The 13,715-nt window shown below is 63.4% G+C and carries 11 protein-coding genes; 5 read left to right on the top strand and 6 right to left on the bottom strand.

The genetic code is table 11. From position 1 onward, the window contains the following. The first annotated feature begins 20 nt into the window (after window positions 1-20). The gene (locus L0F51_RS11170) at window positions 21-458 is read left to right on the top strand and encodes a helix-turn-helix domain-containing protein (protein WP_234629198.1); all 438 of its coding nucleotides are present in this window, start codon (window positions 21-23) and stop codon (window positions 456-458) included. 73 nt (window positions 459-531) lie between these two features. On the opposite strand, the gene L0F51_RS11165 is transcribed toward L0F51_RS11170, so the two are convergent. Continuing rightward, window positions 532-1,116 (bottom strand): flavodoxin family protein, encoded by a 585-nt coding sequence (locus L0F51_RS11165; protein WP_234629197.1) that lies wholly within the window; start codon window positions 1,114-1,116, stop codon window positions 532-534. 114 nt (window positions 1,117-1,230) lie between these two features. On the opposite strand from L0F51_RS11165, the gene L0F51_RS11160 reads away from it, so the two are divergent. After that, window positions 1,231-2,142 (top strand): LysR family transcriptional regulator, encoded by a 912-nt coding sequence (locus tag L0F51_RS11160; RefSeq protein WP_234629196.1) that lies wholly within the window; start codon window positions 1,231-1,233, stop codon window positions 2,140-2,142. A 519-nt stretch (window positions 2,143-2,661) separates the two neighbouring features. Here L0F51_RS11160 and arsH read toward each other — a convergent pair. The 3 genes from arsH to L0F51_RS11145 form a co-directional block, all read right to left on the bottom strand. After that, a complete protein-coding gene (gene arsH / locus L0F51_RS11155; protein ID WP_234629195.1) occupies window positions 2,662-3,378 on the bottom strand; it encodes an arsenical resistance protein ArsH in 717 nt (238 codons plus the stop codon). A 113-nt stretch (window positions 3,379-3,491) separates the two neighbouring features. After that, window positions 3,492-3,854 carry a helix-turn-helix transcriptional regulator gene (locus L0F51_RS11150; protein WP_234629413.1) on the bottom strand — a complete coding sequence of 121 codons (363 nt, stop codon included), beginning with the start codon at window positions 3,852-3,854 and terminating at the stop codon, window positions 3,492-3,494. A 312-nt stretch (window positions 3,855-4,166) separates the two neighbouring features. After that, window positions 4,167-5,327 (bottom strand): mandelate racemase/muconate lactonizing enzyme family protein, encoded by a 1,161-nt coding sequence (locus L0F51_RS11145; RefSeq protein ID WP_234629194.1) that lies wholly within the window; start codon window positions 5,325-5,327, stop codon window positions 4,167-4,169. A gap of 80 nt (window positions 5,328-5,407) precedes the next feature. Between L0F51_RS11145 and L0F51_RS11140 the strand changes: the two genes are divergently transcribed. Both L0F51_RS11140 and L0F51_RS11135 read left to right on the top strand, forming a co-directional pair. Continuing rightward, window positions 5,408-5,824 (top strand): hypothetical protein, encoded by a 417-nt coding sequence (locus L0F51_RS11140; protein ID WP_234629193.1) that lies wholly within the window; start codon window positions 5,408-5,410, stop codon window positions 5,822-5,824. A 1,127-nt stretch (window positions 5,825-6,951) separates the two neighbouring features. Beyond that, window positions 6,952-10,692: a calcium-binding protein gene (locus tag L0F51_RS11135; protein ID WP_234629192.1), complete on the top strand. Its 3,741-nt coding sequence runs from the start codon at window positions 6,952-6,954 to the stop codon at window positions 10,690-10,692. Between the two features lie 132 nt (window positions 10,693-10,824). On the opposite strand, the gene L0F51_RS11130 is transcribed toward L0F51_RS11135, so the two are convergent. Both L0F51_RS11130 and L0F51_RS11125 read right to left on the bottom strand, forming a co-directional pair. Beyond that, the gene (locus L0F51_RS11130) at window positions 10,825-11,661 is read right to left on the bottom strand and encodes a PfkB family carbohydrate kinase (RefSeq protein WP_234629191.1); all 837 of its coding nucleotides are present in this window, start codon (window positions 11,659-11,661) and stop codon (window positions 10,825-10,827) included. Beyond that, a complete protein-coding gene (locus tag L0F51_RS11125; protein ID WP_234629190.1) occupies window positions 11,648-12,661 on the bottom strand; it encodes an SIS domain-containing protein in 1,014 nt (337 codons plus the stop codon). The genes L0F51_RS11130 and L0F51_RS11125 overlap by 14 nt, the downstream gene beginning before the upstream one ends. 271 nt (window positions 12,662-12,932) lie before the next feature. On the opposite strand from L0F51_RS11125, the gene L0F51_RS11120 reads away from it, so the two are divergent. Beyond that, window positions 12,933-13,628, top strand: coding sequence for a GntR family transcriptional regulator (locus tag L0F51_RS11120; RefSeq protein WP_234629189.1), 696 nt, complete (start codon window positions 12,933-12,935; stop codon window positions 13,626-13,628). Window positions 13,629-13,715: the final 87 nt, after the last annotated feature.

The raw sequence follows: 13,715 nt of genomic DNA, 5'->3' as shown, positions 1-13,715 counted from the left end.
GACGGCGATACGAGGTGGCCATGGAGAGATACACCTGCGTCTGGGATGCAATCTGCGATACGCCAGAAGAGGCGCGGGAGATGCGCTCGCGATCCCGCCTTCTGATGCACCTCGACCAGCTGCTCAACCGCCTCTCCGACGCCAGTGCGCGGCAGCTTATGGGGATCTCGACCGAGCGTCTGGACGCGCTTCGTCGTGGCAAGATCGACCTGTTCTCGCTGGAAGAGCTGATGGGCCTGGCGAGGCGGATCGGCATCTCGGTCATCGAGATCGACGGCGAGCCTGCCACGATCCAGCATCACCCCGAAATCGGCATGCACCGCGGCGAGTTCATCGCGCTCGCCGGAGGTGCCGACTTCTACGCTGCCGATCGCGCCGACCTCGAGCGGGAGGGGCGGTTGTCGCTCAAGACATATCGGGAAGCCCGCGTCGAGGAAGGGCCTGGCGGCCGCCCGTAACCGCTGCAGCGCGACCGGGTCTCACCGGGTTTTGCCCGGTCTCACGGGGGGGCAAGTCTCAGAACGAACTCCGTCACCCGCATGCAATCTGCGCCGGTGCGAAGCGGCCGGCGATCTCGGTCACGCGGGCGCCGTAAAGCCGGGCCGTCTCCAAATCGCCTTTCGACATCTCCTCCGGCGGCGCGTCCGCGTCCGACTGCGCCATCGGCGCGATGTACGCGCCCATGCGGTTCGGATCGTCGCGCTGCGAGGCTCTCACGTTCGCCGGCTTGACGGCGAGGCTGACCCACAGGCCACCGTGCTGACCCGCAAGCAGAAGGAAATATTGCAGCGTGTTGAGCTTGTCGCCGTTGAGGCTTGCGCTGTTGGTAAAGCCGCCGAAGAGCTTGTCCTTCCATCTCCCCTCGAACCATGGTTTCGAGGAAGCGTCCGCGAATTTTTTGAACTGCCAGCTTGGGCCGCCCATGTAGGTCGGCGACCCGAAGATGATGGCGTCGGCCGCCGCCAGTGTTTCCCATCCGTCTTCCGGGATGTTGCCGTCGGCATCAATCGCGATCAGCGATGCCGACGCACCTTCCGCGACAGCCTCCGCCAGACGCTTCGTGTGGCCGTATCCCGAATGGTAGACGACGGCGATTTTGGCATCGGATGGCTTCATGTCTGTCTCCTTGGCGGTGCTTGCCATCTGACATATTGTGCATCCTCAAAACGATAAACTGCGTTGCGACGAACACATTGTTCTTCCAGTGCAATACAATCTGAATGCGCTGACATGCCGAGCCTTGATTCCATCCGCATTTTCATCCGCGTCGCCGAAATGGGGAGCTTCACGCGCGCGGCTGATAGCCTCGGCATCCAGAAGGGACGCGCCTCCACAGCGGTTCGGAAGCTTGAAGAGGCGCTTGGCGTCAGGCTTCTCCACCGGACGACACGTAGCGTTCAACTGACTGAGGATGGACGCGCCTTCCATGCGCGAGCGCGCGACGTCCTTGCTGATGTCGACGACCTGCGAACGATGTTTGCAGAGGATCGCGTGGCGCTGCGAGGGCGTCTGCGGGTCGACCTTCCTACCGAGATCGCGCGCACGACGGTTATGCCGGCTTTGCCGGCATTCATCGCCACCCATCCCGAACTGGAGCTCGAAATTTCGAGCACGGACCGACAGGTGAATCTGGTCCAAGAAGGGTTCGATTGCGTCCTGCGGATCGGGCCGATCGGGGATGAAACGCTGATTGCCCGGTCATTGGGTCGGTTGCGCATGGTGAATGCGGCAAGCCCCGCATATCTGGAGCGCCATGGCGTGCCGCGGACGCTGGAGGATTTGCGGCTTCAAGAACACCGGATGGTCCACTACAGCAGGACGCTCGGCGGAAAACCCTATGGATGGGAATATCCGATAATCGGCACGGACGACTACGCGACGCTCGCGCTGCCTGGCGGAGTGCACGTCAACAGCGTTCAGACATACGAGGCTGCGGGTCTTGCCGGGCTCGGGCTGATCCAGGCGGCCCTCTATGGGATACGGCAGCACCTCGAAAGCGGAGCACTGGTGGAAATCCTGCCCGATTTGCGTCCCGAGCCGCTCAAAGTGTCGCTGGTTGTGGCCCATCGCCATAACCTGTCGCGCCGCGTCCGAGCGTTCATGGGATGGATCGAAGAGGTGCTCACGCCGTACCTGGCATGAGCCTCCTGGGGCGAACGGCCGAGCCACTTGGTGGCGTGGCGGAAGCTCCGCTCTCCTGTCACCATCAAAGGCTAACGGCAGGCACATGTCATTGTGGCGGCGTCTGCCCGCCAACGGAGCGGTTTTCTGGTCACAATATTTGCTGCTGGCGCATGGCATCGTGCTCAAATTTGCTGCCGATGCGCTCGCCATCATCGGGCGCCGCTCGCCATCATGGTGGCCCGCTCACATGGTCTGCCAGCACATGTCGTGCAGACGCTCCTTTGCGGTTTCTCCATGTCCAACGGGCAATTTCGGGAAACCCATGGAGGACCAGATTATGGGAGAGCCGGCCAGCAGCGATTGACGCAAGCGCTGCCGCGGGGTCGTCGCAAGAGGCCGGGATCGGCGTGGTCTGGGCCGAGCATCTGGTCAAGCGCAGGGCATTCGCAGAATTCGCCGGCCGAGATCGAAACGGCGGAGAGGCGGCGGAGAAGTGGCTCAGGCACGACCTTTCCGGCTCGCATCGGCCCGGCACAGCTATGTGGCGGCCGAAAGGTTCATCCGCTGCGACAAGGCTTCGGCGCTTTCCTTTCGCTCGGAGTAGCGATCCGTCAGGTATGGCGAGGCGTCGCGTGTCAGCAGCGTGAACTTGACCAGTTCCTCCATCACATCGACGACGCGGGCATAGAAGGGTGACGGTTTCATCCGGCCGGCTTCGTCGAACTCCTGCCAGGCTTTGGCGACCGATGACTGGTTGGGGATCGTGATCATCCGCATCCAGCGGCCAAGAATGCGCATCTGGTTGAGGGCATTGAAGCTCTGTGAGCCGCCCGAGACCTGCATCACCGCGAGCGTGCGCCCCTGCGTCGGACGGATCGAGCCCACGGAGAGGGGAACCCAGTCGATCTGCGCCTTCAGGACGGCGCTCATCGCGCCATGCCGCTCGGGACTGGTCCAGACCTGCCCCTCGGACCAAAGCGAGAGTTCGCGCAGTTCCTGCACCTTGGGATGGTCGACGTCATCGCCATCGGGCAGGGGCAGGCCGTGCGGATCGAAGATGCGTGTTTCCGCGCCAAAACGCTTCAGCAGGCGTTCGGCCTCGAAGGTCAGAAAACGGCTGTAGGAGCGTTCGCGCAGCGAGCCGTAAAGCAGCAGGATCCGCGGTGGATGGGTTGCAGGTTTGGCCGTGTGCAGCCGGTCAAGGCTGGGAAAATCCACGCAGCTCTCATCGAGATTGGGAAGCTCATTCGGCATCGATGGTGTGCCTCGGTTTGTTTGAATGTTCTGTCGCCGCGCTCATGCCAGGCTGTCGGCGAGGATCGAAGGCGGCAAGCGGGAGGCGGCCGAAGACGCGATCAGCACGTGCATCACGCATGCGGTGTCGCCTTTGTGGGGCTGCTGCATGTGGACAGCGCGGCGATTGTGGGATCGCACACCTCCGGATTTCCCTGGCAGCAATCGCGCATGAGGAATTCGACAAGGCCGGAAAGCGTCGTCAGCGCGGCGCTGTAGATAATCGAGCGTCCCTTGCGCCGGGATGTGACGAGGCCCGCCTGTTCGAGGTGGCTGAGATGGAAGGATATGCGAGACGACGAGGCCCCGCCCATCGCTTCGCCGATCGCCCCGGCGGCCATGCCTGTAGGGCCTGCCGCAACCAGCAGCCGGACGATGCGAAGCCGCGTTTCCTGCGACAGCGCCGCAAAGGCGGTCAGAGCTTCTTCCTCGTGCATCATTATCTCAATAACTCAAGAAACGTTGAGATAATAGATAGGGCGCCGTTGCGCAGAACGCCAGCACAAATCGTGCGTCTATCGGTGGAGGCCAGACCGGCGGGTCTGACGCCACGAAGGAGCGGTGGGGGAGGATCGCGGGGACGCTGCCCTCGTCTTCCGCCGGTGTGGCGCGCCATGACCGCTTCGTGCCATGCCCCGGCCGGCTGCTGATCCGGCATCAGAAAGACGTCTGATCGTGCCTATCTGAGTGAGGCGGCGCGATGATGTTGTCCGTGACGAGACGGCCTCGCCAGGGTGTTTCAGAGGCTGCTAGTCGAGGTGTGCCACGACATGTTTTTCCATGACGGCTTTGTTGAGTGTCACCCCGAAGCCCGGGCCTTCCGGCACCGGAAGCACGCCATTGCGGGCGCAGGTCTCGAAGGGTTCGTTCGCGACCTCGACGTAGCCGGGAATGGTCGACCAGTAGGGGAAATGCTCCTGGATGTAGAAATTCCGGATGCATGCGCTGAGATGCGCGCCGACGCTCGCCCCGAGCGAGCTTGCGCAGACATGCGGCTGGACCTTCAGACCGTAGGCCTCGCCGAGGGCGGCGACCTTGAAGGCTTCGGCGAAGCCGCCGACATTGCCGATATCGGGCTGCAGGATGCCGACGGAACGCGTCTCGAGCAGGTCGCGGAAGCCGTTGATCAGGTGGTGCCGCTCGCCGGTGGCGATCGGGATTTGGATATGCGGGGCGATCTGGCGCATCGCGCCGAGGTCGCCCGGATCGATGATCTCTTCCACGAAGGAGATGTCGTATTCCTCGATCCCCTTGCAGAACAGGATCGTATCCGAGTGGGAAAGCCCGCCCGCCAGATCGAGCATCAGCAAGACATCGGGCCCGATGGCCGCGCGCATGTCCCGCACGAAGGCGATGGCGTCCTTGACCACGGTGCGGTCGTCCGCGAAGCGATTGTCGGGGTGGCGCAGAGTGCCGTTCGGCCGGATGCGGGCCAGCGGATACATCTTCAGGCCGCGATGCCCATCGCGAACGGCCGCTTCGGCCTTCGAGATGACTTCGGCACGGGATTTCGCCCCGAAATACCAGCCGTTGGCGTAGTAATCGAGGTTGTCCCGCAGGCGACCGCCGAACACATCATAGACCGGCAGGTTGAGCGAGCGCGCCTTGATATCCCAGAGAGCGGTTTCGATTGCGCTGAGCGCGGAGGCGGCGATCCCGCCGGGATTGCGCAGCCAGAATGCCTGGTCGATCATCTCGGCCACGATCGCGTTGATGCGCCTTGCATCGCGCGACACGACAAACCGCTCGCAGAGGTCGCGGATCATCCCTGCCGCTCCGCTGCCTCCGCAACCGAAGGAGGGCGCCGCTTCGCCCAATCCCGTGATCCCGGCGTCGGTCTGAAGCTCGACGATGACCGGCGTAAGCCCTTGGCCTTTGACATGGTAGACGGTTGCAGAGGTAATTTTCACGAGGGTTCCTGCTGTTCGACTGTGGCGGCAGAGCCGACTTTCGCGCGATCTTCGGCAAGGCTAAAAACCCTGTCAAACGCGTGAAAAATAAAAACAAGGCGGCGCCGGCGATGGTGACGTTGCGCGACGATCAGATGGGCAAACCGACAATGGACGAATTTCTGGCTTCTGCGCGGCAGTTGCTCGACCAGTACCAGCGCCAGCCGCATCAGACCCCGGAGACGATCACGAGGCTTCCCGGCTACCACGAGATGCTGGAGGCGGCGGTGGAATGCGGGCTCAGCGGACCCGACGTCGAGCTCGACAGCGAGTTCTCCTGCCGATCGCCGGAATGGATTGCCGGCGCCTCCGCGGAGGAGCGCCGCAAGTGGATGCATTCCGTGGTGCGGGCGGAGCGGTGGAACAGCGAATATCCGATGGCCGTTCTGGAGGCCCTCGAGGGCGGCCAGCTCGCGGCTCTGGTGCGGGGCATGGCCGTGGACGCTCCGGCGAAGTAGCCGCTTCACGCCTGGATACTCTCGCAGCCGCAACGCTTTGCTGGCTCGGAGCGGCACATTCCAAGGCCCGTCGTTCCTGTCTTCGGCGGGATCGGCCGGGATGCCTTCGGCGTGTTGAAGACCTTCAGGAATTGGCGTCTCGCGCTGGAGAGTTGCCCTCAATCCGCACGATCCGGCCAGGCTTGCGGCGCGCCGGCCCACGGGTTACGCCGCCGGAAAAGGAGGCTGTCGTGACGTTTTCCGTGTGGCACTTGATCGTGATCGCGATCGCATTTTTCTCGCTGTTCGGCGCCTACCAGGCTGCGGCGGCGCGGAAGCCCTGGCTTTACGCGGCGTGTGTTCTCTTCTGGCCGTTCGGGTGCGTTTACGGCATTTACCGCTGCTTCAGGCCGTTGCCGGCGCCCGCGCGTTAAGTGATGCCGCTTCGACAGGTGGTGCGCCGGAGAGGGACATCTGCATCGGGGAGGCACTCTGCGCCACGCCTGAAGAGGCGCGGGAGATGCATTCGCGCTCGCATTTGAGGATGCATCTCGATCGGCTGCTCGACGGGCTTTTCGAGGCCCGTGCGATCGAGCGCGGCGACCTCGGTCACGCAGGCCGGTTGTCGCTCAAATGCGAGCCAGGGGCCAGAGCCGGGAAGGAGCTGAGCGGTCCCTGCTCCCCCTGCCTCTCGGGCTCCGACGCCCTCCAGCAACAGCTTCACCAAGGATGTGCGGCGGACGCTCTGTTTCGCGCGCTCGGGGGGGGGGCGCTCGGCGGTCGCGTGCGTCAGATTTTGCCTGCTCTCTGAGGCGCAAACTCCGGATTTCGGCGCCGGTCCTTGTCAGTTCAATTTGTACGACATGACTGCACTTAGATTTAAAATAAAAATGTAGTATTATATAGTATTTGCATCTTTTCCTAGAAATAAGATTATTTTCTATATTTTATTCTTATAAACTACAGATCATCGCCATGTAAATTCATATAGCTGGCTAAAATTTGCGGTTTAACCAAAAATGTTCTACCTGTAGCTGCATATCGGGCGATAATGCGGCCATTAATCCTCTCGCAATATTTGTTGTCTAGCGGAGAGGGTGACGTGCGGCAATTTGCTCGCCTCCCACCAGACAAGGAAGACGACCGCGATGGCAATTATCAACGGCACAATCGGCAACGACACTCTCCAGGGAACGCTGCTCGCCGACACCATCTTTGGAGATACAGGTGCCGATTCCATCTCGGCGCTCGATAGCAGCGACGATATCCGGGTAGTTGCCGATGCCGTTGGTGGTGGCGACACCATCGATGGTGGCGACGGCACGGACACTGCGCGGCTTGATGCGACCGGCATCGCCGCAGCCGTGGATTTCACGTGGGTCGATGGGGGCACCAGCCTCATGACGTCCGGCGCCGACACGCTGGCGAGCCTCACCAATGTCGAGCGCTTCGACATCTCAACGTCTGGCGATTTCGATGATTCGATCGCAACCGGCGACCAGGCCGATACGATTTCGACCGGCGAAGGCGCCGATTCGATCGATGCCGGAGATGGCGGTGATCGTATCACTGTCATTGCCGATGTCAGCGGCGGTGACAGCATCGACGGCGGTGCCGGCACGGATACGCTGACGCTCAACGCGAGTGCCCTTGCGACCGACGTCGACTTCGTCTGGGGCGATACCGTTTCCAGCGTCATGACGTCTGGGGCCGATACTCTTGCGACGGTCGACAACGTGGAGACCTTCAACATCAGCACCGGAAGCGGCGCGGATTCCATCATCACTGGCGACGGAGGCGATACGATCGTCAGCGGTGACGGCAACGATACCGTTGCCTCTGGTGCCGGGGGCGACACGATTTCGGCCGGCGAAGGCGCCGATTCGATCGATGCCGGTGCGGGCTTCGATACCATCACCGTCCTGGCGGGCGACGGTGACAACATCGACGGCGGCGCTGAAACCGATCGGCTTTATCTGGACGCCAGCAACCAGGCCGGCCCGGTCATCTTCACCGGCAACAGTTCTGACGGCGGCGTTATGACCGATTCTGCCGGGACGACGACACTTTCCACCGCTGCAAACATCGAACAGTTTTATGTGACGGGTACGTCAGCGGCCGATACGCTGAGCGGCAGTGTCGACAATGACACGCTGTTCGGCGGCGATGGTGCGGACAGCATCCTCGGCGGTGGCGGGAATGATTCCCTCAACGCCGGCAATGGCAGCGACATCGTCGACGGCGGTGACGGCAACGACAGCATCTATGTGGTCGCCGATGCCGGAGAGACCGATACGGTCGACGGCGGCGCGGGTACCGATACGCTTTATATCGATGCGAGCAGCAATTTGGGGCCGGTCATCTTCACGGGTGACGATTCCCTGAGCGGTGTGATGACGGATTCCACCGGCACCAGCACGCTGGTGGGAGCCGACAGCATCGAATCCTTCAGGGTCGTCGGCTCCGACGACGCGGATACGATCAACTCCGGCGGCGGTGATGACACGCTGGTCGGCGGCTTGGGTGCGGATTCCATTCTCGGTGGCGGTGGCGCCGATTCGATCGATGGCGGTACCGGCGACGATTCCCTCGTCGGCGATGCGGGCGTTGACCGGATCTTGACCGGAACGGGCACCGATACCGTCGATGGCGGCGCTGACAATGATTACATCACCGTGCTTGCCGGTGGTGGCGACAGCATCAATGGTGGTGACGGCGACGACACCGTTTACATCAGCGCGGAAGGCGGCACCGGCGTCGGGCTCGAAATGAGCGTCGATGGGTCCAACGTGGCCACCGTGACCGACGGGACGAATACGCTCGCGACGTTCGAGAACGTCGAAGCGTTCAATGTCACCGGCAGCACCACGGCGGCCGATACGCTCACGGGCGGCGCCGGCAACGACACTCTCGACGGCAATGGCGGCAACGACACGCTCGATGGCGCCGCCGGCAACGATTTCCTCTTCGGTGACACAGGCGACGATTCGCTCATCGGCGGGGCCGGGAACGACAACCTCTACGGCGATGTGGGCGTGGATACGCTCGAAGGTGGTGACGGCAACGATTACCTCAGCGGCGGCGACGGTGCCGACAGCCTGAGCGGCGATGCCGGCAACGACACGATCTACGGCGGCAATGACGACGACTTTATCCTCGGCGGGGTCGGGGCGGACTATCTCACCGGCGATGTCGGAAACGACACGATCTCCGGTGGCGATGACAACGACACCATCTATGGCGGCGACGGGGCCGACAGTCTCGATGGCGGTGCCGGGAATGACACGATTGATGCAGGCGCTGGAACCGATACCGTCACGGCAGGAGCCGGCGACGACTTCATGACCGTGACCGCAGGTGGCGGCGATACCATCGATGGTGGGGATGGAGCCGACACGGTCTCCCTGACCGCCGAGTCCTCGGTCACCGGGGCTCTGACCTTCAGTGTCGATAACGCGAATGTCGCCACGTTCAATCAGGGCGCCACGATGCTCGCGACGGCGGATAATGCCGAGAGCTTCATCGTTTCTGGTGGGACGGACAGCGACACGTTGAGCGGCGGAAGCGCGGCCGATACGCTGACCGGCAATGACGGTGCCGACAGTCTCGTCGGCAATGGCGGCAACGATCGGATCGACGGCGGAAACGACGACGACACGATCTCCGGCGGTGCCGGGGCCGACACCCTCATTGGTGGCGCCGGCGTGGACGTGATTTCTGGTGGCGACGGCGCCGATTCCATCCAGGGTGGAGCGGGTGCCGATACGCTGACCGGCGGTGCCGGAAACGACACGTTCTCAGGCCTTGCCTCCGAGCTCAACGGTGACACCATCACCGACTTCGGTCTGGGTGATGTCATCTCGGTGCAGCTCGGCGGTAGCGACACCATCGAATCGTTGGATTACAGCAATGGTTTGCTCACCTTCGACGTCGACAACGGCATCACCACGAGCTCGATCACCATCGATGTGACGGACGGCCTGAACGCCAGCTATTTCTCCGTCAGCGGCGGGACGATCTCTTACGCTGTTCCGGGTGGCGGCCCTTCGGGCCCGACGACGCCGGTCGGCACGGACGAAGACGACAGCCTTCCCGGTACGGATAATTCGGAATCGATCGCAGGCGGTCTCGGGGCCGATACGATCGAAGGCGGCGGCGGTGCCGATACGATCTTCGCCGGCGACGGCAACGATCTGTCCTTTGGCGGCGACGGCGACGATCTGATGTTCGGCGGCAACGGCAACGACACGGCGGCCGGCGGCGAAGGCAACGACCAGATGTATGGCGGTGCCGGCGACGACCAGCAGGCCGGCGGTGCCGGTGACGACTTCATCGGGGGCGGGTCCGGCAACGACCTCGGCTTCGGCGGAGCTGGCCAGGACGTGCTCTTCGGTGCCGACGGGGCCGATACGACCTATGGCGGCGACGATGACGACACGAGCTATGGCGGTGACGAGGACGACGTCGTCCTCTCCGGCAACGGCAACGACGTCTCGGGCGGCGGTCTCGGTGACGATCAGCTGGGCGCCGGCGCTGGCGACGACACCATCTATGGCGGTGCCGGCAACGATACGATCTTCGCCTCCGACGGCGCCGACGTCGCCTATGGCGGCGCAGGTGACGACGTCATCTATCTCGGCACCAATGACGGGGCGCAGGACATCTACGTCTCCGTTGCCGACAACGGCTCGGACATGGTCTACGGCTTCGAGGACGGCACCGATCTCATCAACCTGACGGGATCGGGCTTCGGAAGCTTCGCCGATGTTCAAGGGTCGATCGGCAGCGATGCCGATGGAAATGCCACGATCGATCTCGGTGACGGCGACATCCTGACCCTCGTCGGGGTCGACGCCGCCGATCTCGATCAGTCCGATTTCCAGTTCTGATCGGCTGATAGCGACATTAACGCTTCAAGAGCGGCCCGGGGATGAGATCCATCCCCGGGCCGTTCGCTTTTCTGAAGCGGGTGTTTTTTGGCACGCGAACTATTCGCTCGCGCCTATTCGCTTGGCTCGCGTCTATTCGCTTCGCTGGGGGAAGCCGCCCTCGTGCAGGCAGGTTGCGCTGGCGCGGCGAATGCCGGCCCTGGCCGCCTCCGCGTCGTTGGCGCCTTGAAGGCGCGCCACCAGGAAGCCCGCGATGAAACTGTCGCCGGCGCCCGTCGTGTCGACGGGGCTGATCGGCTCCGCCGGCAGATGCAGGCTGCGGCTTGGGGAAATCACGGAAGCGCCCTCGGCCCCGCGCGTGACGACGACGAGGCCTGCGCCTTTTTCGAGCAGGCCTTTGCCGAGCGTTTCTGCGGCCTGCGGTGAGCCCGGCTCTGAGCAGAAGGCGATGTCGAGGGCGTCGGGCGTCAGGTGCTCCGGCGCGTTGTTGACCGAGAGATCCTGGGAGAGCGAGCAGCCGGCCGCCTTGAGGCGCCGCTTCAGCGCACCGCCATCGTCGAACCAGCCGATATGGATGTGCGCGGCATCAAGCAGACGCTCAAACGCCGCTTCGCTCGGCCGGTAGCCGGCGCAGGCGCCGAAATCCTCAAGCGCGATGATGCGTTCGCCTTTGTCCGTCACATGCACCTGGGTGACGGAGGTCGGCTTCGCCCGGCGGACGAGGAAACTCGTATCGACGCCATTGCGGTGAAGCTCGCGGGCGATGATGTCGCCATTGTCGTCGCGCCCGACGGCGCCGAAATAGGCGGAGGGCAGGCCCAAGATCTGGGCCTGCACCGCGACATTCACGGCATTGCCGCCGGCAAGGCGCACCGAGGGGTGGAAGCCGGCGCCTTCGTCCGGCTTCGTCCCGATTTCGTCGATGCAATTGTCACCGACGGCTGCAAGCCATGGCTCAGTATTCGACACGGCGATAATAACGGCGCGTCGTGAGCGGATGGTCGCGCATCACCTCAAGGCGCGCACTGATGCGCTCCAGCATGGTGGCGAGGAAGGCCGGAGCGAGCAGCTCGCGCGCTTCCGCCGACAGCCCCTCGGTCGGGTAATCCTTGGTGTCGAGGATGGTGAGCGAGCCGCCGACCTTCGGCACGAAGGCTTCGACGCGTTCGGCCAGCGCCCGGTTCGGGCCTTCGCCCTTCATCAGGATGACGGAGACGCCCTTTTCCACGAGCTCCAAAGTGCCGTGAAAGAAGTCGCCCGCATGGATCGGGCGGGTGCGGATCCACTGCATCTCTTCCAGAATGCACATGCCGTAATAGAACGCCTCGTACCAGACATTGCCGGCGCCGCAGACGATGTGCCAGTCGGAGCCCGCGATCACCTTGGCGTAATCTTCCGCCTTCGGCTCGACCGCCTTTTTCATGCGCAGAAGCTCGCGCGGCAAGTGCTGAATTTCGGCGACGAGGGCCTCGTAATTGTCGATCTCGCCGCGGTGTTTCATCACCGAAAGCGCCGCAAAGAGCGACTGGACGTAAAAACTCTCCGATGACGTGTCGTCGGCGGCGAAGTTGACGATCGCATGGTCGGCGTCGCGGCCGAGCGGCGTATCGGCGTGGCCGACGAGAGAGACGACCTCGGCGCCACGTTCCTTGGCGAGTTCGAGAAAGGCGACGCTCTCCTTCGTCGTGCCGGACAAGGACGGGAGAATGACGAGCGAACCCTTTTTGAGATTGGTGGAGCCGGCGGCGAGAAGCTCCGCCGTGTGGCCGCCAAAAACCGGGAAGGCGGAGCGGGCGCGCAGAAGGTCCACGGCGGGCTGCATCAGGATCGCCGCGCCGCCCGTGCCGAGGAAGAAGATGTTGGGCGCGCCGGCCTCGAGAGCCGCGCCCACGATCGCGTCGAGCTCTCCGGCCGTTGCAACCGCGCCCGATTGGATCGCGAGAAAACGCTTTTCGTCAAAATTGAGCATCAGCGGATGATCCTTCTAGCCTTCCAGACAGGTCGCCTTTCGGCGGCGACGATGTTGTCTGACAAGTTGATGGCCCGACAACAGGCACTTGTCAACTCGCTACGTTCCGCCTTAGGCGGGTAAGGTGTCGATGCGGGCGCTCAGCGCCCGTCCATGGCAGGGACTGGGGCAAGGATTGAGGCAGGGATTCGGGAGGACCGACGACCCGATGCCGCAAAGAGGCGAGGACGCAGACATGGCTGGCGCTGGTGGAGGAGGGCAGACGACGGTCATGCGGTTCCGCGACGGCATTCTCAATCTCGTCGCGGAACGGGGCCTGAAGGCTGGCGAGAAGATCCCGACGGAGGCGGAGCTCAAGGCGCATCTCGGAGGCTCGCGTCCGACCATCCGCGAGGCGCTCAAGCTTTTGGAGCAGGCGGGGATTCTCTCCGTCGAGCATGGGCGCGGCCGCTTTCTGACGGCGGCCGGGACGCTGCATGTCGCCCGCTCGATCACGCAATTCGAGAGCATTACCGAGATGGCCGGCCATTTCGGTTACAGCTATGAAAACCGTGTGCTGGGGTTTTCCGAGGAGACGCCTGACAAGGGGGTGCGGGCGGCGCTGAAGCTGGCGCCCGGGGAAACCATCATCCGGCTGGAGCGGCTGCGGCTGCATGAGCGCAAGCCGCTCATCTACTGCCTTGCCATGATCCGCCGCAGCCTGATTTCCGATCCGATCTACGAGGTGGATTGGAGCGGCTCGCTCAATGCCGTCCTCGAACGCTACGGCTACCCGCCGCGCATGTCGACGGCGGAGGCGCGCGCGGAAATGCTGCCGGAAAGCGCCGTCTCCCGCCACGGGCTCTCCGATTTCGGCCCGGCCTTTCTGATCGACGAAACGGTTTTTACGCGCTCCGGCGAGCCGATCATGTTTGCCAGCGACTGGTACAAGGGCAGCCATTTCGCCTTCAATTTCGCGCGCAAGTGAGGAGGCTGCGGCGCCCGTGGAGGGCTGTTGCCGGTGGAGGCGTTGCTGCCGCGGCATGTGCTCCTGAATTGTCAGACGTCTGATCTG

The sequence above is a fragment of the Afifella sp. H1R genome (assembly GCF_021462425.1).
GTDB lineage: Bacteria > Pseudomonadota > Alphaproteobacteria > Rhizobiales > Afifellaceae > Afifella > Afifella aestuarii.
Note: the sequence above shows the minus strand (reverse complement) of the source record. Positions and strands in the feature narration are given on the sequence as shown.